Below are 20,150 nucleotides of genomic sequence, written 5' to 3'. Positions count from 1 at the left end.
TTCCGTCTAAGTGGCGTCGTCGGTGCGTTCCGTGATTAGGACGGGTACGCGTAGCCCATGACGATGCCGATGAGGGCGAGCGCCTCGCAGAAGGCGAAGCCCATGATCTGGTTGGTGCGGATCAGGCCGGCGGCCTCGGGCTGACGGGCCAGGGCCTGGGTGCCGTTGCCGAAGATGATGCCGACGCCGACGCCGGGGCCGATGGCGGCGAGGCCGTAGCCGATCGAAGCGACGTTGCCAGTGAGGCCGGCGGCGAGTTCGAGAGTCGCGGACATGCCGTGTCTTCCTTCTCTTTCATGGACCGGTGGGGGTTGGCCACCGGACGTCTGGTGGAACTGCTGGGGTGCCTGGGGGCTCAGTGGTGCTCGGCGAGCGCGCCCTGGATGTAGTTACAGGCCAGGAGCACGAAGATGTACGCCTGGATGGCCTGGATGAAGAGCTCGAAGGCCGTCATCACGATGGTCATGACGAACGAGACGCCCGCGTAGGCGATGCCGATGCCGTTCAGCAGGTACCAGCTGGCGACGGTGAACATCAGGATGAGCATGTGGCCCGCGAACATGTTCGCGAACAGCCGGACCGCGTGCGTGAAGGGCCGGATGATCAGGTGCTGCAGCAGTTCCAGGAACATGATCAGCGGGAGAACCCAGCCGAGCGACTTGTCGTAGCCGGTGAGGTTCTTCAGACCGCCGACGAAGCCCTGCCTCTTGAACGTCAGCACGAGCCAGGTGATGTAGACCACCAGGGCCAGACCCATGGGGAACGCGATGACCGACGTCACCGGGAACTGGGCGACCGGAATGATCGACCACAAGTTCATGATCCACACGAAGAAGAACAGCGCGACCATGAAGGGGACGAACTTCTCGCCCTCCTTCTTGCCGAGCGCGTCGTAGACGAGCCCGCGGCGCACGAAGTCGTAACCCGCCTCACCGATCATCTGCAGCTTGCCGGGCACCACCTTGGCGCGGCCGAAGGCGGCCCAGAAGAACGCCACGATGATCACCGTGCTGACCAGGGCCAGCATCATCGGCTTGTTGAACTCGTAGCCACCGATGGTGAAAAGGGGCTCGAAGACGAACGAATGAAGGCCCGGGGCCTCGAAGCCACACCCCGGGATGAAGAGGTGGCACTCCGTGTCGAGGGCGAGCATCGTTTCAGCACTCACCGCGAGCTCCTTCAGCGTGGCGCATGGGTACGGCAACCTCGTTGTGTCGGCGCGGCATTGAGCCACGGTGCGGCACTGGACTGGTCTTACGGATTGGGGGGCGGCTGACCGGCGCGGGGCCGGATCGGTTCACAGGCGTCGGCCGGACGTGCAACCGGTTCCCTGACTCGGGACCAGGAAGCTCAGCCGCCTGCGCCGACTGCGCCGCAGTTGGCACCGGACGATAGCAGGCTCTCGCGTGGGCTTTTATTCCGGCCCTACGGCTCACGTCCGCGACCCCGTGGTTTCCGCCTTCTTGGACTCGGCGGATTCGGGATTCACGTAGAGAACCTTTGCCTTCATATAGCTGCGGGCCTGGAAGGCGATCCATACCAGGACGGTCGCGAGCAGGGTGAAGGCGAACGCCCTGACGTTGAAGAGCGTGGTGTCCTTGAAAACGATCATGAAGACCGCGACGGCCAGGATCTGCACCGCGTACAGCAGCAGTCCCATCATCTGAAACAGATCCGGGAGGCGCTTCGCGGTCTGCTGGAGAACCACCAGACCCGACCCCATCAGCAGCAACACCAGCACTGTTCCGATGGCAGCACCGATCGCGCCCTGCCCGCCCGCGACCACAGCGCTGATCACGACGCCGACGGCGCCGGTGGCAAGCGAGGGTACGGAGACATTGGCAAGTAGGCGGGCGTCAGTGGACTGCATGGCGGCGCTCCGGCAAGAAAATGGGGGTGGTGTCGTCAGGGACGAGCGTAGACCCGGCCTGAGGGAGAACCTGAGGCCGAAAGACCGTCGCACTACGGCCCTTCGGCTCTGTCGCCGGGTTTCGTGAACGGTATCACAAACTATTTGATGAGGTCTTTACCTGCTCGGTGTGCTACCCGTCACACGTGAGCAGTAATCCGCGCGTTGGAGCGCGACACGGCGGCTCTCTGTCTGCTATGTGACCCTTACGGGCATTTTCGAACGGTGCTCGTACGAGCGAAAACCCGCCTCAGTGATGACTTCCGGCCTTGCGCCGGTCGGTGAAACGCGACCGGTCGCCGATCGCCGTGGCCCCGTTGATGCCCGCCGGCACCGGCTGCCGCTCCCCGTCCAGGTGCCCGGCCTCGTCGACCGCCGCGCTCTCCTCGGCCGCCGCGGCCACGGCCGCCGCCTGCACGCTGCGCCGGTACCGCGGCGGCACCATCCACTCCATCCAGCGCGGCGCCCGCGGCGTGAAGCGCGGCAGCAGCAGGAGGACCAGCCCGATCGCGCTCAGCAGCACGATGCCCATCACGACCCACACGCTCGCGTTGTTGACCGAGTACGCCACGGCACCGAAGGCGATCAGCGCGGACCAGAAGTACATGATCAGGACGGCTCGGCTGTGCGAGTGGCCGATTTCCAGCAGCCGGTGGTGCAGGTGGCCGCGGTCGGCGGCGAACGGCGACTGGCCGTTCCACGTACGGCGCACGATTGCCAGCACCAGGTCCGCGACCGGCACCGCGATGATCGTCAGCGGCAGCAGCAGCGGGATGTAGACCGGCACCATCGCGTGGGTGGCCTCGCGGACGCTGCCCGCCTTCAGGTTCAGCAGGTCGGGGTCGACCTGGCCGGTCACCGAGACCGCGCCGGCCGCCATGACCAGCCCGATCAGCATCGAGCCCGAGTCGCCCATGAAGATCCGCGCCGGGTGCATGTTGTGCGGCAGGAAGCCCAGGCACATGCCCATCAGGACGACCGAGAACAGCGTCGCGGGCGCGGCCGCCTCGATGCCGTACCCGAACCACATGCGGTACGCGTACATGAAGAAGGCCGCGGCGGCGATGCACACCATGCCCGAGGCCAGCCCGTCCAGGCCGTCCACGAAGTTGACGGCGTTGATGGTGATGACGACCAGAGCCACCGTCAGGAGCGTGCCCTGCCAGGGGCTCAGCGAGACGGTGCCGATGCCCGGCACCGGGATCCACAGGATCGTCAGGCCCTGAAGGACCATCACACCCGCGGCGATCATCTGGCCGCCGAGCTTGACGAGCGCGTCCACGCCCCACTTGTCGTCCAGCACGCCCAGCACCCAGATCAGCGCGGCACCCGACAGCAGCGCGCGCGGCTCGTTGGAGTGCTCGAAGACGGACTTGAGGTTGCTGAGATGGGCGGCTACCAGCAGACCCGCGCACAGCCCGCCGAACATGGCGATGCCGCCGAGACGCGGAGTCGGTTCGCGGTGCACGTCGCGCGCGCGGATCTCCGGCATCGCGCCGGCCGCGATGGCGAATTTCCGTACCGGCCCGGTCAGCAGGTAAGTGACCGCGGCCGTGACGCACAGCGTCAGCAGGTATTCACGCACGGGCTGCCCCATTGGTATCGCTGGCCATCACAGCCACACACCATATGCGTGTCCGCCCCCTGTCCGTGAACGTAAGGGAAGACAACCCCGTCCCGTGAATGGTTCCAGAGCTCAGCGCGGATCGGGATAAGGGGGAAAGCGCCGGACCAATGCCGCGGTCGCCGCGCGGGCCTGCGGGTCCTCCCGTACGGCCGCCGCGATCAGCGCGCCGACCCGCACCGCCTCGTCCTCGCCCATGCCCTGGGTGGTCAGGGCGGCGGCCCCCAGCCGCAGCCCGGGCCGGCGCCCGGACGGGTCCTCGGGGCACGGCAGGGCACAGGTGTCCAGCACGATGCCCGCCGCCGCGCAACGCCCCCTGGCGGTACGGGCGTCCACGCCCAGCGGCGCCGGGTCGGCGGTGATCAGGTGGGTGTCCGTACCGCCGGTGGTGACCGGCAGCCCTTCCTCGGCCAGCGAACCGGCCAGCGCCCGGGCATTGGCGACGACCTGCCGGGCGTACCGGGCGAAGTCCTCGGTGGCGGCCTCGCCGAACGCGACGGCCTTGGCGGCGACCGCGTTCATCTGGGCGCCGCCCTGGGTGAAGGGGAAGACGGCCCGGTCGATGCGCTCGGCCAGCTCGGCACCGCAGAGGATCATGCCGCCACGGGGGCCGCGCAGCACCTTGTGGGTGGTGGCGCACACGACGTCCGCGTACGGGACCGGGTTGGGCGCCAGCCCCGCGGCGACCAGCCCGATCGGGTGCGCGGCGTCCGCGATGAGATACGCGCCCACCTCGTCGGCGATCTCCCGGAAGGCGGCGTAGTCCAGATGCCGCGGGTAGCAGATCGAGCCGCAGACGATGGCCTTGGGCCGGTGCCGGCGGGCCAGCGCGCGCACCTCGGCGTAATCGATCAGCCCGGTGTGCGGATCGACGCCGTAACCGGCGAAGTCGAACCAGCGGCCGGAGAAGTTGGCCGGGGAACCGTGGGTCAGATGTCCGCCGTGCGGCAGTGCCATGGCCAGAACGGTGTCGCCGGGGCGCAGCAGGGCGGCGTAGGCGGCCAGCACGGCGGAGGACCCGGAGTGCGGCTGGACGTTCGCGTGCTCGGCACCGAACAGGACTTTGGCACGTTCCACCGCCAGCCGCTCGGCGAGATCCACGACCTCGCACCCGCCGTGGTGCCGGGCGCCCGGGTATCCCTCGGCGTACTTGTTGGCGAGCGGGGAGCCGAGGGCGGCCAGCACGGCCCGGGAGGAGAAGTTCTCGGCGGCGACGAGCTGCAGCCCGTCGCCCTGCCGGGCCGCCTCGGCGAGCAGCACCCCGGCGATCTCGGGATCCTGCTGCAGCAGCCCCGCGAAGTCCGGCGTCCAGGCCGGCGGCGTGTACCCGCCGTACGCCGGCCCTGCCCCGGCCGCCTCCCTCAGGACAGCCGTGGTCTCGCTCCGGGATGACGCGGTGGTGGCGGGCATGGCTTGCTCCGGGCCTCGTACGGGGACGTGGTCCCAATGTAGGCGCGGAGCGGCGTTCGGGCGCGGCGGATGTGCCGCCCGGGTTCGGGCTGGTCCGGGGCGGGGCGGTGGGCGGGCCGGGACGAATCTCGCGAGCCGACGGCCCGACGGGCCTCAGCGGCCCTTCAGGGCGGCGTTCGCGGGCCCGCCGCCCCCGGTGGTCAGGCGCGGGCCGGAACCCCCGTCAGCGCCGTCACCACGGGGTCCAGCGCCTGGTTGATCTCGTCGCCGATGGAGCGGAAGAACGTGATGGGCGCGCCGTACGGGTCGTAGACCTCGTCCGCCTCCGGGTTCGGCGCCAGCAGCCAGCCGCGCAGCGCGGCGGCGGCGCCGACCAGGGCGCGGGCGCGCTCGACCAGCCCGCCGCCAGGGAGCGCCGGGTCGGGCTCGGGCAGCGTGGCCGGGTCTATGGCCCGTACGAGGCGGTTGAACTCCTTCAGCGTGAAGGTGCGCAGCCCCGCCGAGTGGCCCATGGAGATGACCTGGGCGCGGTGGTCGCGGGTGGCGGTCAGCACGAGGTCGGCCCGGATGACGTGCTCGTCCAGCAGCTCACGGCCGGTGAAGTCGGCCGGGTCGGCTCCGTAGTCGGCCAGGACCGTGGCGGCGTGGGTCTCCATGGGCGCGCCTTCGTGGCCCCAGGTGCCGGCGCTCTCCACTACCAGGCCGCCGCGGTCCTCGCCCAGCCGCAGGTCGAGGGCGTGCCGGTGCAGCCGCTCGGTGATGGGCGAGCGGCAGACGTTGCCGGTGCTGACGTGGAGGATGCGGAACGTGCGGTAGCTGTCCTCGCCGGGTCCCGCTATGCCACGCCCGAGGGGCGCAATCAATTCGCCACCTCAAGCCCGGGAGCCACCTTGCGCAGCTCCTCCGCGCTGATCGCGCCCTCACGCAGCAGCACCGGCGTGGGGCCGGTGACGTCCACGATCGAGGACGGTACGGCCGCGGGGGTCGGGCCGCCGTCCAGGTAGACGGAGACGGAGTCGCCGAGCATCTCCTGGGCAGCGTCGCAGTCCTGCGGCGACGGGTGTCCGGTGAGGTTGGCGCTGGAGACGGCCATCGGGCCGAACTCGGTGAGCAGCTCGATGGCGACCGGGTGCAGCGGCATGCGGACCGCGACCGTGCCGCGGGTCTCCCCCAGGTCCCAGGTCAGCGACGGCTGGTGGGTGGCGACCAGGGTGAGCGCGCCGGGCCAGAAGGCGTCGACCAGTTCCCAGGCCTGCTCGGAGAAGTCCGTGACGAGCCCGTGGAGGGTGTTCGGGGAGCCGACGAGCACCGGGGAGGGCATGCCGCGCCCGCGGCCCTTGGCCTCCAGCAGGTCACCGACGGCCTCGGCACTGAACGCGTCCGCGCCGATGCCGTAGACGGTGTCGGTCGGCAGCACGACCAGCTCGCCGCGGCGGACGGCCGATGCGGCCTCGCGCAGACCGGTCGCGCGGTCGGTCGCGTCGCTGCAGTCGTAACGCCGTGCCATTTAACGGACCTCCTCGTGCGGAACGTACAGATGACTCGTGGGGGCCGGGCTCGTCATGGCATCGCCCTGCGCGCGGTGGCGAAGCGGGGCCGGTTGTTCAGGTCGGGGTGGTCGGCCGCGTCGGCCCAGCCCCGCTCCTCGGTGAAGATCCACGGAACCTGGCCGCCCTGGGTGTCGGCGTGTTCGATGACCACGACGCCGCCGGGCCGCAGCAGGCGGTGTGCGGTCCGCTCGATGCCGCGGATGGTGTCCAGGCCGTCCTGGCCCGAGAACAGCGCGAGCTCGGGGTCGTGGTCGCGTGCCTCGGGTGCGACGTACTCCCACTCGGTCAGCGGGATGTACGGCGGGTTGGAGATGACCAGGTCGACCTGGCCGTCCAGCTCGGGAAGCGCGGTCAGCGCGTCGCCCTGCTGGAGAACGACGCGGGACCCCTCGACGTTCTTGCGGGCCCACTGCATGGCCTCGTCGGACAGCTCCACGGCGTGCACGCGCGAGCGCGGCACTTCCTGTGCCAGGGCGAGCGCGATGGCTCCGGAGCCGGTGCACAGGTCGACGATGAGCGGTTCGACGACGTCCATGGCCCGTACCGCGTCTATCGCCCAGCCGACGACCGACTCGGTCTCCGGGCGGGGCACGAAGACGCCGGGGCCGACGTGCAGCTCCAGGTAGCGGAAGAAGGCGCGCCCGGTGATGTGCTGGAGCGGCTCGCGGGCCTCGCGACGGGCGACGGCCTCCCAGTAGCGGGCGTCGAAGTCCGCGTCGGGGACGCGGTGCAGTTCGCCGCGCTTGACGCCGTGCACGTGCGCGGCGAGCTCCTCCGCGTCGAAGCGCGGTGAGGGCACGCCGGCGTCGGCCAGCCGCTGGGTGGCCTGGGCCACCTCGGCGAGCAGCACGGTGCGGGGGTTGGGCCCGCGGCGGGGCCGCTGGGGGTCGTGGCCCCCGGAAGGCGACGGCACGCTGTTCCTCCGGCTCGTTCTACGGGCGTTCTACGGGCGTTCTGCGGGCTTACTGGGCGGCGGCCAGCTTGGCGGCCGAGTCGGCGTCCACGCAGGCCTGGATCACCGGGTCGAGCTCGCCGTCGAGCACCTGGTCCAGGTTGTACGCCTTGAAGCCGACGCGGTGGTCCGAAATGCGGTTCTCCGGGAAGTTGTACGTCCGGATGCGCTCGGAGCGGTCGACGGTGCGGACCTGGCTGCGCCGGGCGTCCGACGCCTCCTTCTCGGCTTCCTCCTGGGCGGCGGCCAGCAGCCGCGAGCGCAGGATGCGCAGGGCCTGCTCCTTGTTCTGGAGCTGGCTCTTCTCGTTCTGGCAGGAGACGACGATGCCGGTGGGCAGGTGGGTGATGCGTACGGCGGAGTCGGTGGTGTTGACCGACTGGCCGCCGGGGCCCGACGAGCGGTAGACGTCGATGCGCAGGTCGTTGGGGCCGATCTCGACCTCGACCTCCTCGGCCTCGGGCGTGACGAGCACACCGGCCGCGGAGGTGTGGATGCGGCCCTGGGACTCGGTGGCGGGCACCCGCTGGACGCGGTGCACGCCGCCCTCGTACTTCAGGCGGGCCCACACGCCCTGGCCGGGCTCGGTGGCGCCGTTGCCGCCCTTGGTCTTCACGGCGACCTGGACGTCCTTGTAGCCGCCGAGGTCGGACTCGTTGGCGTCGAGGATCTCGGTCTTCCAGCCGACCCGCTCGGCGTAGCGCAGGTACATGCGCAGCAGGTCGCCGGCGAACAGCGCGGACTCCTCGCCGCCCTCGCCGGCCTTGACCTCCAGGATGACGTCCTTGTCGTCGCTGGGGTCGCGCGGGACGAGCAGCAGCCGCAGCTTCTCGGTCAGTTCCTCGCGGCGCGCTTCGAGGTCCTTGACCTCGTCGGCGAAGTCCGGGTCGTCGGCGGCCAGTTCGCGGGCCGTGTCGATGTCGTCGCCGGTCTGCTTCCAGGAGCGGTAGGCCGTGATGATCGGGGTCAGTTCGAAATAGCGCTTGTTGAGCCGCTTGGCCTCGCGCTGGTCGGCGTGGACCGCGGGGTCGGCCAGTCGCTTCTCAAGGTCGGCGTGCTCGCCGATCAGTTCCTCGACCGCCTCGAACATCGTGGGGGTTCCTCACCTGGCTGAGTCTTCCGGGATCCGGGGGTTCCCGGTTGCCGGCACCTGTGCGGCGTGCGCCGCGGCCCGGGACCTCCGGCGGGGTCCGTGGCCTGGACGACAAAACGCCGGTCCGCCGCCCCTTCGCGGGGCGGGACGGAACCGGCGCCTTGCGGGTCGCTACTTCTGGGCGGAGCCGGCGGCCTTGCCGAAGCGGGCCTCGAAGCGGGCCACGCGGCCACCGGTGTCGAGGATCTTCTGCTTGCCCGTGTAGAACGGGTGGCACTCGGAGCAGATGTCGGCACGGATGGTGCCGCCGGCCACGGTGCTACGGGTGGTGAACGACGCGCCACAGGTGCAGCTGACCTGGGTCTCGACGTACTCCGGGTGGATGTCGCGCTTCAAGGGATTCTCCTAGGTTCGGGAGGGCTCCGGGTCGTCACGCGGATTGCGTCACGTGAACCGGGGCCGACGGTCCAGTCTGCCAGGACTGGCCTCATCTCCCAAAACCGGGGTGGGCCGGGAAGTATTCCCCGGCCCACCCCGGCGCCGGGAGACGCTCCGGCGAAACGATTCAGCTACTTGACGTAACGATCGGTTCCGCCCTTGTCACCTGCGGATCCCTTGATCGCTTCCTTCGGGATGTCCTGGTCCTGGCGCAGCGCGTCCCACACCTGCTTCGACTGCTTCTCCAGCGGCACCACCCGGGACGGATCCTTCGGGTCGTACGTCACCGGCAGTGTCACCATGTCGATGTTGTCCGACTCGATGCCGCCCAGCTCCTTGGCGAGGCCCATCAGCGCATTGACCGAGTTCAGGTCGCTGTCGGTGGTGATGGCCTTGGTGGCGGTGTCGGCGATGCCGTAGAGCTTCGTCGGGTTCGACAGCAGCCCGATGCTCTTGACCTGCTTCATCAGCGCCTTGATGAAGGTCTGCTGGAGCTGGATGCGGCCCAGGTCGCTGCCGTCGCCGCCGGGCACGCCGTGCCGGGTCCTGACGAGGCCGAGGGCGTTCTCACCGTTGAGGGTGTGCTTGCCCGGCTCCAGGTTCAGGTGGCTCTTGTTGTCGTGGATGGCCTTGCTGGTGGTGATCTCCACGCCGCCGAGGGCGTCGATGAGCTGCTTGAAACCGGTGAAGTCGACCTCGACGAAGTGGTCCATGCGGATGCCGCTCATCGACTCGACGGTCTTGACGGCGCAGGCCGGACCGCCGACCTCGTAGGCGGTGTTGAACATGGCCCTGCGCTGACCGGGGACGTTCTTGCCGTTCTTCGTCGTACAGTCGGGGCGCTGGACCATGGTGTCGCGCGGGACGCTGACCACACTGGCCTTCTTGTGGCCCTTGAAGATGTGGACGATCATCGCGGTGTCGGAACGGGCGGCCCCCTCGTCGGTGCCGTACGCGCCGTTCTTGCCCGCCCGGGAGTCGGACCCCATGACGAGGATGTCCATCGACCCGTCGTCGTGGTCCTTGGGCCGGTCCTTGCCCAGGGCGGCGTTGATGTCGACGCCCTTCAGGTTGCCGTTGAGTTTGAAGTAGACGTAGCCGAGTCCCGCGCCACCGAGCAGCACGCAGCTGACCAGCGCGCACACGGTTATCGTCAGGGCGCGGCGGCGCCGGGTCGGGCCCTTGCGCCGGCGGCCCGTGGCACGTATGCCGCGGGAACGGCCCTTGGCCGCGTCCGCGGCGCTGCTGTCGTCCGCCATCTGCTCCTCAGTCCTCGTTCTCTCGGCTGCCCCACGCCGTCGCCGTCCAGCACGGTTTGTTGCGCCTTGAAAGACGGGGGGCTGACCGGAAGGGTTGCACAACGGGGTTGAGAGCCATTCTTAGAAACCGGGCCGCTCCGGCTCCGGCCAAAAGTCGACTTTTACCCGGATGACCAGGGCTTTCGTCCGCGGCCGGAAAGCGGAGTGACGGCCTCCGCAGACGGTACGCGTGTGCGCAAGGCAACAATCCGCGGATTTCCGCGGACAGCACGAAGCCCTCCCGGCCACCGAAGTGACCAGGAGGGCTGCGCCGTGCGGCTACGGCCGGGTACCGCGCCGGTACGGGCGCGGACGGGCCGTCCGTGCGGGCCGGGCGTCAGTCGTTGCCGTTGCCGTTGCCCATGCCGGGGGTCGTCTTCTGGATCTGGAGCAGGAACTCCGCGTTGGACTTCGTCTGCTTCATCTTGTCCAGCAGCAGCTCGATGGCCTGCTGCTGGTCCAGGGCGTGCAGCACCCGGCGCAGCTTCCAGACGACGGCCAGCTCGTCGCTGCCCATCAGGATCTCTTCCTTACGGGTGCCGGACGCGTCCACGTCCACCGCCGGGAAGATGCGCTTGTCGGCGAGCTTCCGGTCGAGCTTGAGCTCCATGTTGCCGGTGCCCTTGAACTCCTCGAAGATCACCTCGTCCATCCGCGAGCCGGTCTCGACCAGTGCGGTGGCCAGGATGGTCAGCGAGCCGCCGTCCTCGATGTTGCGCGCGGCACCGAAGAACTTCTTCGGCGGGTACAGCGCGGTCGAGTCGACACCACCGGACAGGATGCGGCCCGACGCCGGGGCGGCGAGGTTGTACGCACGGCCCAGACGGGTGATGGAATCCAGCAGGACGACCACGTCGTGACCCAGCTCCACCAGGCGCTTGGCGCGCTCGATGGCCAGCTCCGCGACGGTGGTGTGGTCCTCGGCCGGGCGGTCGAAGGTCGAGGAGATGACCTCGCCCTTGACCGACCGCTGCATGTCGGTGACCTCTTCCGGACGCTCGTCGACCAGGACGACCATCAGGTGGCACTCGGGGTTGTTGCGGGTGATCGAGTTGGCGACCGCCTGCATGATCATGGTCTTACCGGTCTTCGGCGGGGCCACGATCAGACCGCGCTGGCCCTTGCCGATCGGCGCGACCAGGTCGATGATCCGCGGCGTCAGCGCGCCCGGCTCACCTTCCAGGCGCAGCCGCTCCTGCGGGTAAAGGGGCGTCAGCTTGCCGAACTCCGCACGCCCACGGCCCTGTTCGGGCGAGACGCTGTTGACGGTGTCCAGGCGCACCAGCGCGTTGAACTTCTCGCGCCGCTCGCCCTCGCGGGGCTGGCGGACCGCGCCGGTGACGTGGTCGCCCTTGCGCAGGCCGTTCTTGCGGACCTGGGCGAGCGAGACGTACACGTCGTTCGGACCGGGCAGGTAGCCGGAGGTCCGGATGAACGCGTAGTTGTCGAGGATGTCGAGGATGCCCGCGACCGGGATCAGCACGTCGTCGTCGGAGACCTGCGGCTCGTTGCCGAAGCCCTCGTCGCGGCCACGGCGGCCACGGCGGTCCCGGTAACGGCCGCGGCGCCCGCGGCGCCCGCCCTCGAAGTCGTCCCCGTCCTCGTCGGCCCGACGGTTGTCGCGGTTGTCGCGGCCGCCGTCGCGCTGCTGGCGGTTGCCGCCGCCCTGCTGGCTGCCGCCGTCGCCGCCGTCGTTGTTCTTGTTGCGGCGGTCGCGCTGGCCGCGCTCGCCACGCTCACCGCGCTCGCCGCGGCTCTGGCGGTCGCCCTTCTGGCCGCGGTCCTGACGGTCCCCGCGGTCCTGGCGGTCGCCCTTGCCCTGGCGGCCCTCGGCGTTGTCCGCCGCGGCCTCGGCCTTGGCGTCCTCGCGCGGTGCCGTACGGGTGTCGGCCTTCGCCTCGGACTTGCCCTCGGCCTTCGCCTCACCGGCGCCGTCGGGGCTGCCCGCGGCGGCGGTGGCGCGACGCCGGCGGCGCTCGCCGGCCGGCTGCTCGTCGCTCGGCTGGCCCGGGATGTCGATCTGCTGCTGGGCTGCGCCCTTGTCGGCGGCGGCCTTGCCGTCCGCCTTGCCCGCGGCCTTGGCGTCGCCGTCCTCGCCCGTACGGGCCTTGGAGGTCGCCCGGCGCTTGGGCTTGGTCTCGGTCTCTGCGGGCGCGTCGCCCTTGGCAGCGGCGCCGGAGCCGGCGGCCTGCTTCTCCTTGATGACCTCGATCAGCTGGCTCTTGCGCATCCGCGCGGTGCCCTTGATACCGAGGCTGGAGGCGACCTGCTGCAGCTCTGCCAGGACCATGCCGTCCAGGCCGGTGCCGGAACGGCGGCGCCGCGCAGGCGCGGCGGGAGCGTCCGTGGCGGGCGCGGTGGCACTGCCATCGGTGCGTACGCCCATCAGATCGGTGGTGTCGCTCACGAAGGGTCCTTCCCTGGAGCGGGCGTCGGCCTGTCTGGCTCGGCGACCGGTTGTGCTGTCCGGCTGCGGTCCCGTACTTGCGGACCTGGCCGGGGCGGTGGTCCCGCCGGAAATGGCGGAGAGATCAGTGCATGGTTCCGGCGCGAAGAGATGTCTGTGACTCATGTCCGTCACGCCGATTCCGGAGCGTGCTCGCTTCTGCTCAGGCAACTGCTCCAAGCAGTTTGGGAGGCTCCCGGAAGAAAGGTGGTCCCGATGGGGGACACGGAGTACCGCGCCGCTGAGGCGTCACGTACTCACTTGAGGTTAACACTACCGGATCCAACAAACATTCCCCCTCTCGAAGACCGGCAATCGTCGATCACCCGGCGAGCGGCAGCACCGAGGTGCCCGCCGCGTCGAGGGCCAGCCGGTTGGCCGCCCACCCCTCGCCCGCGAGGCCGGCGACCTTGTCGGCCGCGTCCTCCTGGACCAGCGCGAGGACCGTGGGGCCCGCGCCGGAGATGACTGCAGGGACGCCGTCCGCCCGCAGTCGGTTCACCAGGGCCACGCTCTCGGGCATCGCGGGAGCACGGTACTCCTGGTGAAGTCGGTCCTCGGTCGCGGCCAGCAGCAGCTCGGGGCGCCTGGTCAGGGCCTCGACGAGCAGTGCGGCGCGGCCGGCGTTGGCCGCGGCGTCCACGTGCGGGACGGTACGCGGCAGCAGGCCCCGCGCGGTCTCGGTGAGCACCGGCCGGTCCGGTACGAAGACCACCGGAACGATGGAATCGGCGGGATCCAGCCTGATCGCGCGCGCCGATCCGGTATCGGTCCAGGCCAGCGTGAAGCCGCCGAGCAGGCAGGCGGCGACGTTGTCCGGATGCCCCTCGATCTCGGTGGCCAGTTCCAGCAGCGCCGCGTCGTCCAGCTTCTGTTCGGCGCCTATGGTCACCGCGCGGGCGGCCATGATGCCCGCGCAGATCGCGGCGGAGGAGGAGCCCAGGCCACGGCCGTGCGGGATGCGGTTGGCGCACACGATCTCCAGGCCGCGCGGCTGTCCGCCGAGCAGGTCGAAGGCGGCACGCAGGGACCGTACGAGCAGGTGGCTCTCGTCGCGCGGCAGGGTTTCGGCGCCCTCGCCCGCGATGTCGACGTGCAGGCCGGAATCGGCCACCCGCACCACGACGTCGTCGTACAGGCCCAGGGACAGCCCGAGGGCGTCGAAGCCGGGACCGAGATTGGCGCTGGTCGCGGGGGTGCGCACCCGGACGGCGGCGGCGCGGAACGCTGGACCGGCCATCGCTCGATGACTCTCCTTGATGTGATGCTGCGGCACTGCCCCGGAGCGCCGCGGCACCTGGGTGCCCGGCCGGCTCGTGGGGACCGTTCTGACCTGCCCTGCACTCCACTGCGACATGCCGTGGGGAGGGGAGTTGGCTGCCAGCCTATCGAAGGAAGGTTCTGTGGCGACATAGGGCGCACAGGAGGCGCACGATGCGTGTCGCGCGCTGCCCGCGGCCCACGGCCGCCTTTGCAGCCTTTGCAGGGTTTGCTCCATCCGAGGTTACGGGGTTCCTGCGGGCTCCGTAACCCCTTTTCGCGCGAGGTCGCGCGTCCGGGGCGGGCACCCGGCCGCGGGGGGATGCGGCCGGGTGCGTCGCGCGCCGGGGCGGCGTACTACGCCAGGCCGAGGCGCTCGGCCGCGGCGTCCGCGTCGACCGGGACCGTGACCGGCTGCGGGGCGCCCGCGACGGCCCAGTCCGGGTCCTTGAGGCCGTTGCCGGTGACCGTGCAGACGATGCGCTGGCCCGGGTCGACCTTGCCCTCGTCGGCCGCCTTGAGCAGACCGGCCACCGAGGCGGCCGAGGCGGGCTCCACGAAGACACCCTCCTGGGAGGCCAGCAGCCGGTAGGCGGCCAGGATCTGACGGTCCGTCACCTCGTCGATGGCGCCACCGGACTCGTCCCGGGCACGCTCGGCGAACTGCCAGGAGGCGGGGTTGCCGATCCGGATGGCCGTCGCGATCGTGTGCGGATCCTTGACGACTTCGCCACGTACGATCGGCGCGCTGCCGGACGCCTGGAAACCCCACATGCGCGGGGTGCGCGAGGCGATGCCGTCGGCGGCGTACTCCTGGTACCCCTTCCAGTACGCGGTGATGTTGCCCGCGTTGCCGACCGGCAGCACATGGATGTCCGGCGCGTCGTCCAGCATGTCGACGATCTCGAAGGCGGCGGTCTTCTGGCCCTCGATCCGCACCGGGTTGACGGAGTTCACAAGTGCGACGGGGTACTTCTCGGAGAGACCCCGGGCCAGCGTCAGACAGTCGTCGAAATTCCCGTCGACCTGGAGGATCTTCGCGCCGTGCACCAGCGCCTGACCCATCTTGCCGAGCGCGATCTTGCCCTGCGGCACCAGTACGGCGCACACCATCCCGGCCCGTACCGCGTACGCGGCCGCCGACGCGGAGGTGTTGCCGGTGGAGGCACAGATGACCGCCTTGGCGCCCTCCTCCTTGGCCCGGGTGATGGCCATCGTCATGCCGCGGTCCTTGAAGGACCCGGTGGGGTTGGCGCCCTCTACCTTGAGATGCACCTCACAGCCCGTGCGCTCGGAGAGCACCTGGGCGGGCACCAGCGGCGTACCGCCCTCACGCAGCGTGACGACCTCGGTCGACGCCGCGACCGGCAGCCGGTCCCGGTACTCCTCGATGATTCCGCGCCACTGACGGCTCGCGGTGGAAATGGCAGACATGGGTTCCTCTACTCCCCTTCGACCCGCATGATGCTGGCGACGCCCCGGACCGTGTCCAGGTCGCGCAGCGCGCCGACGGTCGACGACAGGGCGGCGTCGGCCGCCCGGTGCGTGACGACGACGAGGGACGCCTCTCCCCCGTTCGCGGACTCACCGGAGCGGGCGGCACCCCCGTCCTTGCTCTGCTGGCGGACCGTGTCGATGGACACGCCGTGCTCGGCGAAGACCGTGGCGACCTGGGCGAGGACACCGGGCTTGTCGGCCACGTCCAGGCTGATGTGGTAGCGGGTGACGACGTCACCCATCGGGCCGACCGGCAGTTGCGTGTACGCCGACTCGCCGGGGCCGGTGGTTTCGGCCAGCTTGTTGCGGCAGACCGCCACCAGGTCGCCGAGGACCGCGGAGGCGGTCGGCGAGCCGCCCGCGCCGGGGCCGTAGAACATCAGCTGGCCGGCGGCCTCGGCCTCGACGAAGACCGCGTTGTACGCCTCGCGCACAGAGGCCAGCGGATGCGTCAGCGGGATCATCGCGGGGTGCACGCGCGCGGTGACCGAGGCACCGTCGGCGGCCCGCTCGCAGATCGCCAGCAGCTTGACCGTGCAGCCCATCCGCTTGGCGGAGGCGATGTCGGAGGCGGTGACCTCGGTCAGCCCCTCACGGTGCACGTCGTCGATGGTCACCCGGGTGTGAAAGGCGATTCCGGCCAGGATCGCGGCCTTGGCGGCAGCGTCGAAGCCCTCCACGTCCGCGGTCGGGTCGGCCTCCGCGTACCCCAGCGCCGTGGCCTCGTCCAGCGCCTCGGAGTAGCCCGCCCCCGTGCTGTCCATCTTGTCCAGGATGAAGTTCGTCGTCCCGTTGACGATGCCCAGCACCCGGTTGACCTTGTCGCCGGCCAGCGACTCGCGCAGCGGCCGGACCAGCGGGATCGCGCCGGCCACGGCGGCCTCGTAATACAGGTCGGCGCCGTTGGCCTCGGCGGCGGCGTGCAGCGCGGCACCGTCCGCCGCGACGAGCGCCTTGTTGGCCGAAACGACGCTCGCGCCGTGCTCGAACGCGGTGGTGATCAGGCTGCGGGCGGGCTCGATCCCGCCGATCACCTCGACGACGACGTCGATGTCGTCCCGTTTGACCAGCTCTTTCGCGTCAGTGGTGATCAGCTCCGCGGGAACCCCGGCACGCACCCGGTCCGGGCGGCGGACCGCGATCCCGGCCAGCTCGACCGGCGCGCCGATGCGGGCGGCGAGGTCGTCGGCGTGCGTCGTCATGATGCGCGCCACCTCTGAGCCGACCACTCCACAGCCCAGCAGCGCCACCTTCAGCGGACGCGTACGCATCATTCGACCTCTTTCACTTTCCTGCTCGGTCTGCACCAGTCTCACGCACCGGACCGGGAATTCCGGCCCCGGTCCGGATGCCGAGACATCTGTTCCACCATTGTCGGTCACCCGGCGGGCGCGCCCGTCACCGGCCGGACGGGCGGGTCCTGCGCCCGGCGAGTCCCGCCCCCGGCGGGGCCGGCCCCGCCCTCCGGTACCGCTCCCGTCGTCACCCCACGTCGAGGCGGAGCAGGTCCTCCTCCGTCTCACGCCGGACGATGACCCGTCCTTCGCCGTCCCGCACCGCGACCACCGGCGGGCGCAGCGCGTGGTTGTAGTTGCTCGCCATCGACCGGCAGTACGCGCCGGTCGCGGGCACGGCGAGCAGGTCGCCGGGGGCCACGTCGGCGGGCAGGAAGGCGTCCCGTACGACGATGTCGCCGCTCTCGCAGTGCTTTCCGACCACCCGCGAGAGCATCGGCGGGGCGTCCGAGGCCCGCGAGGCCAGCGCCACGCTGTACTCGGCGTCGTACAGCGCCGTACGGATGTTGTCCGACATGCCGCCGTCGACGGAGACGTACGTACGCAGCCCGTCCAGCTCCTTGACCGTGCCGACCTCGTAAAGGGTAAAGGCGGTCGGCCCGACGATGGCGCGGCCCGGCTCCACGGAGAGCCGCGGCACGGCGAGCCCGGCCGCCGCGCACTCCCGCGTCACGATGTCGCCCAGCGCCTTGGCGATCTCCTGCGGCTCGCGCGGATCGTCGTCGGGGGTGTACGCGATACCGAGGCCGCCCCCCAGGTCGATCTCCGGCAGCTCGACCCCGTGCTCGTCGCGCACCTCGGTCAGCAGCTGCACCACGCGGCGCGCCGACACCTCGAACCCGGCCATGTCGAAGATCTGCGAGCCGATGTGCGAGTGGATGCCGGTCAGCTCCAGGCCGTCCAGCTTCAGCACCCGGCGTACGGCCTCCGCGGCCTGCCCGCCGGCCAGCGCGATCCCGAACTTCTGGTCCTCGTGCGCGGTGGCGATGAACTCGTGCGTATGGGCCTCCACGCCCACCGTCACCCGGATCTGCACCCGCTGCCGCTTGCCCAGCCGGTCCGCGATGTGCGCCACCCGCACGATCTCCTGGAAGGAGTCGAGCACGATCCGCCCGACCCCGGCCTCCACGGCCCGGGTGATCTCGTCGACGCTCTTGTTGTTGCCGTGCAGCGCGATCCGCTCGGCCGGCATCCCCGCCGCCAGCGCGGTGGCCAGCTCCCCGCCGCTGCACACATCCAGATTCATCCCCTCCTCCGCGAGCCAGCGGACCACCGCCCGCGAGAGAAAGGCCTTCCCGGCGTAGAAGACGTCCGCCCCCTCCCCGAACGCGTCCTTCCACGCCCGGCACCGGGCCCGGAAGTCGTCCTCGTCCAGGAAGAAAGCGGGCGTCCCGAACTCCTCGGCGAGCGCGGCGACCGTCATCCCGCCGACGGAGACGACCCCGTCGGCGTCACGCTCGACCGTGCGGGACCACACCCGCGGGTCGAGGCTGTTCAGGTCGGCGGGCGGAGCGGTGTAGTGCCCCTCGGGCAGCACGTCTCCGTGCCGGGGTCCTGCGGGGTGGGCGGAGCGGCTCATGGCGTGGAAGTTCCCCTCGAGTACGGGTACGCAAGTACGGGTACGACGTCGCCGCGCGTACGGCGCCGCCGGATGGAGTCAGACGTCCGGGTGATCGCGGACGGACCGTCGCGGTCGATCGCCCGACCACTCGATCACAGACGTTCGGGCGTGGAGATGCCGAGCAGGGACAGGCCGTTGGCGAGCACCGTTCCGGCGGCTTCGGCGAGAGCCAGCCGGGCACGGTGCACGGCCGAGGGTTTCTCCTCCCCGACGGGCAGCGGCGGACACACGTCATGACATCGCAGCCAGGCGTCCGCGGTCACTTCCAGCTGCCGCGCCACGCGGTCGGGCGCCCGGTGGCGCGCGGCGGCCTCGACGACACCCGGATACTCGGCGATCGCAGCCCACACCTCGCGGACCTCCCGCGCGCTTCCCGCGTCCCCGGGCTCGGCCTCGAATCCCAGCTCCCGGGCGTTCCGCGTCATCGCACACGTACGCGCATAGGCGTACTGCACCCGGAACCGCCCATTGCTCTCCCGCTGCACCGGCCGCTCGGGAAGCCGCACAGCATCCTGCTGGGCAGCCCGAAGCAGAACCCAGCGCGCTTCATCAGAGCCCAGACGACCAGCCAGAGCGCGCCACTCTTCCGACGCACCCCCACCGGAAACCCCCACCACCGGCCGAGGACACACCTCCTCGACCCGCGCTTCCCCCGCCGCGACTCGCCCAAGATCCAGAACCCGCTCCAACACCTCGACAACCACCGCGGCCCGCACCCCGGACGCGGCCCGCAACACCACCGAAGCCCCTCCGGACCCCGGCCCCGGCCTCAGCCCTTCCCCCTGCCCCGCCCCTCCGGCGCGTCCGTACTCCCGCCCCTGCGCCAGCACACTCCGTACGAGCTCGGCGCGGGCCGGGCCCGTCAGCGTCACATTCAAAAATCCAGCCCCGGCGATCTCCACCCCGGCGACCCCGGACACCCCCGCCAGCCGCTGCCGCAGCATCTCCGCCACCTCACGCGGCGGCCGCGCGGCCTCCTTGGCGACCTGCAGCGCGACAGTGCACACAAGATCGGCGTCGCCGCCCCCGCCCTCCCCCGGCATGGGCGCGCGCACGACAACCCGCTCCGGAACGGTCACGGAGAGTTCCCCGCCCTCGACGGCACCACGCACGGAGCGCAGGACGGCGCGGGAGAGCTCAGCGGGAGTCACACCCCCAGCGTATGGGAGATGCAGCCCCCCACCGCCACCTGGTTTCACCCACCGGACACCCCGGCGACGGCGCACCCTCCGTCACCGCTCCCCCCTCACCCCGCAGGACGCACCGGTCGGCTCTCATCCCCTCATCACCGGCGGACGTCGGCATCGGCATCGGCGTCCGCATCGGCCGGCCCCTCGGCCCCCGGCTCCCCGCCGCGGCTCATCAGCCGCCGCACCGTACGCACGAGCTCCATGGGCTCGAACGGCTTCGCCAGGAACGCGTCCACCCCCACCGCCTGCCCGCTCTCCACCTCCACCTGCGTACAGGCGGAGACGACGGCGAGGGGTATCTCCCGCGTCCGCGGATCGGCCCGCAGCCGAGCCGCCGTCTGCAGCCCGTCGAGCCGGGGCATCACCACATCGAGCGTCACCACGTCCGGAGCGACCCGATGCACGATCTCCAGGCACTCGGCACCATCAGCCGCGGTCACGACCTCGAAGCCCTCAAGCTCAAGGTTGACCCTGATCAACTGCCGGATGACCTTGTTGTCGTCGACCACAAGGACCCGGCCGGACAAGCCAGGCACACCTTGAGACTAGGCGCGCGCCTCCGGCTGC

The 20,150-nt window shown here is 70.7% G+C and carries 18 protein-coding genes; all 18 read right to left on the bottom strand.

Translation table 11 applies throughout. The annotated features are described in order from the left end of the window. Positions 1-35: 35 nt before the first annotated feature. The 18 genes from atpE to ACZ53K_RS11385 all read right to left on the bottom strand — a co-directional run bounded on the left by atpE (position 36) and on the right by ACZ53K_RS11385 (position 20,119). Positions 36-275 (bottom strand): ATP synthase F0 subunit C, encoded by a 240-nt coding sequence (gene atpE, locus ACZ53K_RS11470; RefSeq protein ID WP_030022192.1) that lies wholly within the window; start codon positions 273-275, stop codon positions 36-38. Between the two features lie 80 nt (positions 276-355). Further along, on the bottom strand, positions 356-1,153 hold the full coding sequence (gene atpB, locus ACZ53K_RS11465) for a F0F1 ATP synthase subunit A (RefSeq protein WP_468834540.1): 798 nt from the start codon (positions 1,151-1,153) through the stop codon (positions 356-358). 279 nt (positions 1,154-1,432) lie between these two features. Continuing rightward, on the bottom strand, positions 1,433-1,870 hold the full coding sequence (locus ACZ53K_RS11460) for a hypothetical protein (RefSeq protein WP_406524537.1): 438 nt from the start codon (positions 1,868-1,870) through the stop codon (positions 1,433-1,435). A 289-nt stretch (positions 1,871-2,159) separates the two neighbouring features. Next, positions 2,160-3,506 carry an MraY family glycosyltransferase gene (locus ACZ53K_RS11455; RefSeq protein ID WP_468834170.1) on the bottom strand — a complete coding sequence of 449 codons (1,347 nt, stop codon included), beginning with the start codon at positions 3,504-3,506 and terminating at the stop codon, positions 2,160-2,162. A gap of 99 nt (positions 3,507-3,605) precedes the next feature. After that, positions 3,606-4,943 carry a serine hydroxymethyltransferase gene (locus ACZ53K_RS11450; protein ID WP_468834168.1) on the bottom strand — a complete coding sequence of 446 codons (1,338 nt, stop codon included), beginning with the start codon at positions 4,941-4,943 and terminating at the stop codon, positions 3,606-3,608. A 200-nt stretch (positions 4,944-5,143) separates the two neighbouring features. Continuing rightward, complete coding sequence (locus ACZ53K_RS11445; protein ID WP_468834165.1) at positions 5,144-5,806, bottom strand: arsenate reductase/protein-tyrosine-phosphatase family protein; 663 nt, start codon at positions 5,804-5,806, stop codon at positions 5,144-5,146. Continuing rightward, the gene (locus ACZ53K_RS11440) at positions 5,803-6,450 is read right to left on the bottom strand and encodes an L-threonylcarbamoyladenylate synthase (protein ID WP_468834163.1); all 648 of its coding nucleotides are present in this window, start codon (positions 6,448-6,450) and stop codon (positions 5,803-5,805) included. The genes ACZ53K_RS11445 and ACZ53K_RS11440 overlap by 4 nt, the downstream gene beginning before the upstream one ends. Before the next feature lie 53 nt (positions 6,451-6,503). After that, positions 6,504-7,343: a peptide chain release factor N(5)-glutamine methyltransferase gene (gene prmC, locus ACZ53K_RS11435; RefSeq protein WP_468834538.1), complete on the bottom strand. Its 840-nt coding sequence runs from the start codon at positions 7,341-7,343 to the stop codon at positions 6,504-6,506. A gap of 112 nt (positions 7,344-7,455) precedes the next feature. Further along, positions 7,456-8,535: a peptide chain release factor 1 gene (prfA, locus tag ACZ53K_RS11430; RefSeq protein WP_073757832.1), complete on the bottom strand. Its 1,080-nt coding sequence runs from the start codon at positions 8,533-8,535 to the stop codon at positions 7,456-7,458. A 174-nt stretch (positions 8,536-8,709) separates the two neighbouring features. Beyond that, positions 8,710-8,934, bottom strand: a complete 225-nt coding sequence (gene rpmE, locus ACZ53K_RS11425; protein ID WP_468834161.1) for a 50S ribosomal protein L31 — start codon at positions 8,932-8,934, stop codon at positions 8,710-8,712. A 173-nt stretch (positions 8,935-9,107) separates the two neighbouring features. Continuing rightward, positions 9,108-10,235 carry an LCP family protein gene (locus ACZ53K_RS11420; RefSeq protein WP_468834158.1) on the bottom strand — a complete coding sequence of 376 codons (1,128 nt, stop codon included), beginning with the start codon at positions 10,233-10,235 and terminating at the stop codon, positions 9,108-9,110. 376 nt (positions 10,236-10,611) lie between these two features. Then, on the bottom strand, positions 10,612-12,681 hold the full coding sequence (rho, locus tag ACZ53K_RS11415; RefSeq protein WP_468834155.1) for a transcription termination factor Rho: 2,070 nt from the start codon (positions 12,679-12,681) through the stop codon (positions 10,612-10,614). A 361-nt stretch (positions 12,682-13,042) separates the two neighbouring features. Next, positions 13,043-13,960, bottom strand: coding sequence for a homoserine kinase (gene thrB, locus ACZ53K_RS11410; protein ID WP_468834153.1), 918 nt, complete (start codon positions 13,958-13,960; stop codon positions 13,043-13,045). Positions 13,961-14,337: 377 nt separating this feature from the next. Continuing rightward, entirely contained in the window at positions 14,338-15,414 is a 1,077-nt protein-coding gene (gene thrC, locus ACZ53K_RS11405) for a threonine synthase (protein ID WP_468834151.1), read from the bottom strand. Between the two features lie 8 nt (positions 15,415-15,422). Then, positions 15,423-16,751, bottom strand: coding sequence for a homoserine dehydrogenase (locus ACZ53K_RS11400; RefSeq protein ID WP_468834148.1), 1,329 nt, complete (start codon positions 16,749-16,751; stop codon positions 15,423-15,425). Positions 16,752-16,959: 208 nt separating this feature from the next. Then, positions 16,960-18,351: a diaminopimelate decarboxylase gene (gene lysA, locus ACZ53K_RS11395; protein WP_468834146.1), complete on the bottom strand. Its 1,392-nt coding sequence runs from the start codon at positions 18,349-18,351 to the stop codon at positions 16,960-16,962. A 134-nt stretch (positions 18,352-18,485) separates the two neighbouring features. Then, positions 18,486-19,544, bottom strand: a complete 1,059-nt coding sequence (gene nrtL / locus ACZ53K_RS11390) for an ArgS-related anticodon-binding protein NrtL (RefSeq protein ID WP_468834143.1) — start codon at positions 19,542-19,544, stop codon at positions 18,486-18,488. Between the two features lie 134 nt (positions 19,545-19,678). After that, entirely contained in the window at positions 19,679-20,119 is a 441-nt protein-coding gene (locus ACZ53K_RS11385; protein WP_468834141.1) for a response regulator, read from the bottom strand. Between the last annotated feature and the right edge of the window lie 31 nt (positions 20,120-20,150).

Source organism: Streptomyces sp. NPDC033221 (genome assembly GCF_055577005.1).
Note: the sequence above shows the minus strand (reverse complement) of the source record. Positions and strands in the feature narration are given on the sequence as shown.

Bases quoted from the DNA above. Each gene is read 5' to 3' on its own strand.
- prfA (WP_073757832.1), bottom strand. From the start codon at position 8,535: ATGTTCGAGGCGGTCGAGGAACTGATCGGCGAGCACGCCGACCTTGAG.
- thrC (WP_468834151.1), bottom strand. From the start codon at position 15,414: ATGTCTGCCATTTCCACCGCGAGCCGTCAGTGGCGCGGAATCATCGAG.
- ACZ53K_RS11455 (WP_468834170.1), bottom strand. From the start codon at position 3,506: ATGGGGCAGCCCGTGCGTGAATACCTGCTGACGCTGTGCGTCACGGCC.
- atpE (WP_030022192.1), bottom strand. From the start codon at position 275: ATGTCCGCGACTCTCGAACTCGCCGCCGGCCTCACTGGCAACGTCGCT.
- ACZ53K_RS11420 (WP_468834158.1), bottom strand. From the start codon at position 10,235: ATGGCGGACGACAGCAGCGCCGCGGACGCGGCCAAGGGCCGTTCCCGC.
- ACZ53K_RS11440 (WP_468834163.1), bottom strand. From the start codon at position 6,450: ATGGCACGGCGTTACGACTGCAGCGACGCGACCGACCGCGCGACCGGT.
- lysA (WP_468834146.1), bottom strand. From the start codon at position 18,351: ATGAGCCGCTCCGCCCACCCCGCAGGACCCCGGCACGGAGACGTGCTG.
- ACZ53K_RS11460 (WP_406524537.1), bottom strand. From the start codon at position 1,870: ATGCAGTCCACTGACGCCCGCCTACTTGCCAATGTCTCCGTACCCTCG.
- atpB (WP_468834540.1), bottom strand. From the start codon at position 1,153: ATGCTCGCCCTCGACACGGAGTGCCACCTCTTCATCCCGGGGTGTGGC.
- ACZ53K_RS11450 (WP_468834168.1), bottom strand. From the start codon at position 4,943: ATGCCCGCCACCACCGCGTCATCCCGGAGCGAGACCACGGCTGTCCTG.
- thrB (WP_468834153.1), bottom strand. From the start codon at position 13,960: ATGGCCGGTCCAGCGTTCCGCGCCGCCGCCGTCCGGGTGCGCACCCCC.
- ACZ53K_RS11400 (WP_468834148.1), bottom strand. From the start codon at position 16,751: ATGATGCGTACGCGTCCGCTGAAGGTGGCGCTGCTGGGCTGTGGAGTG.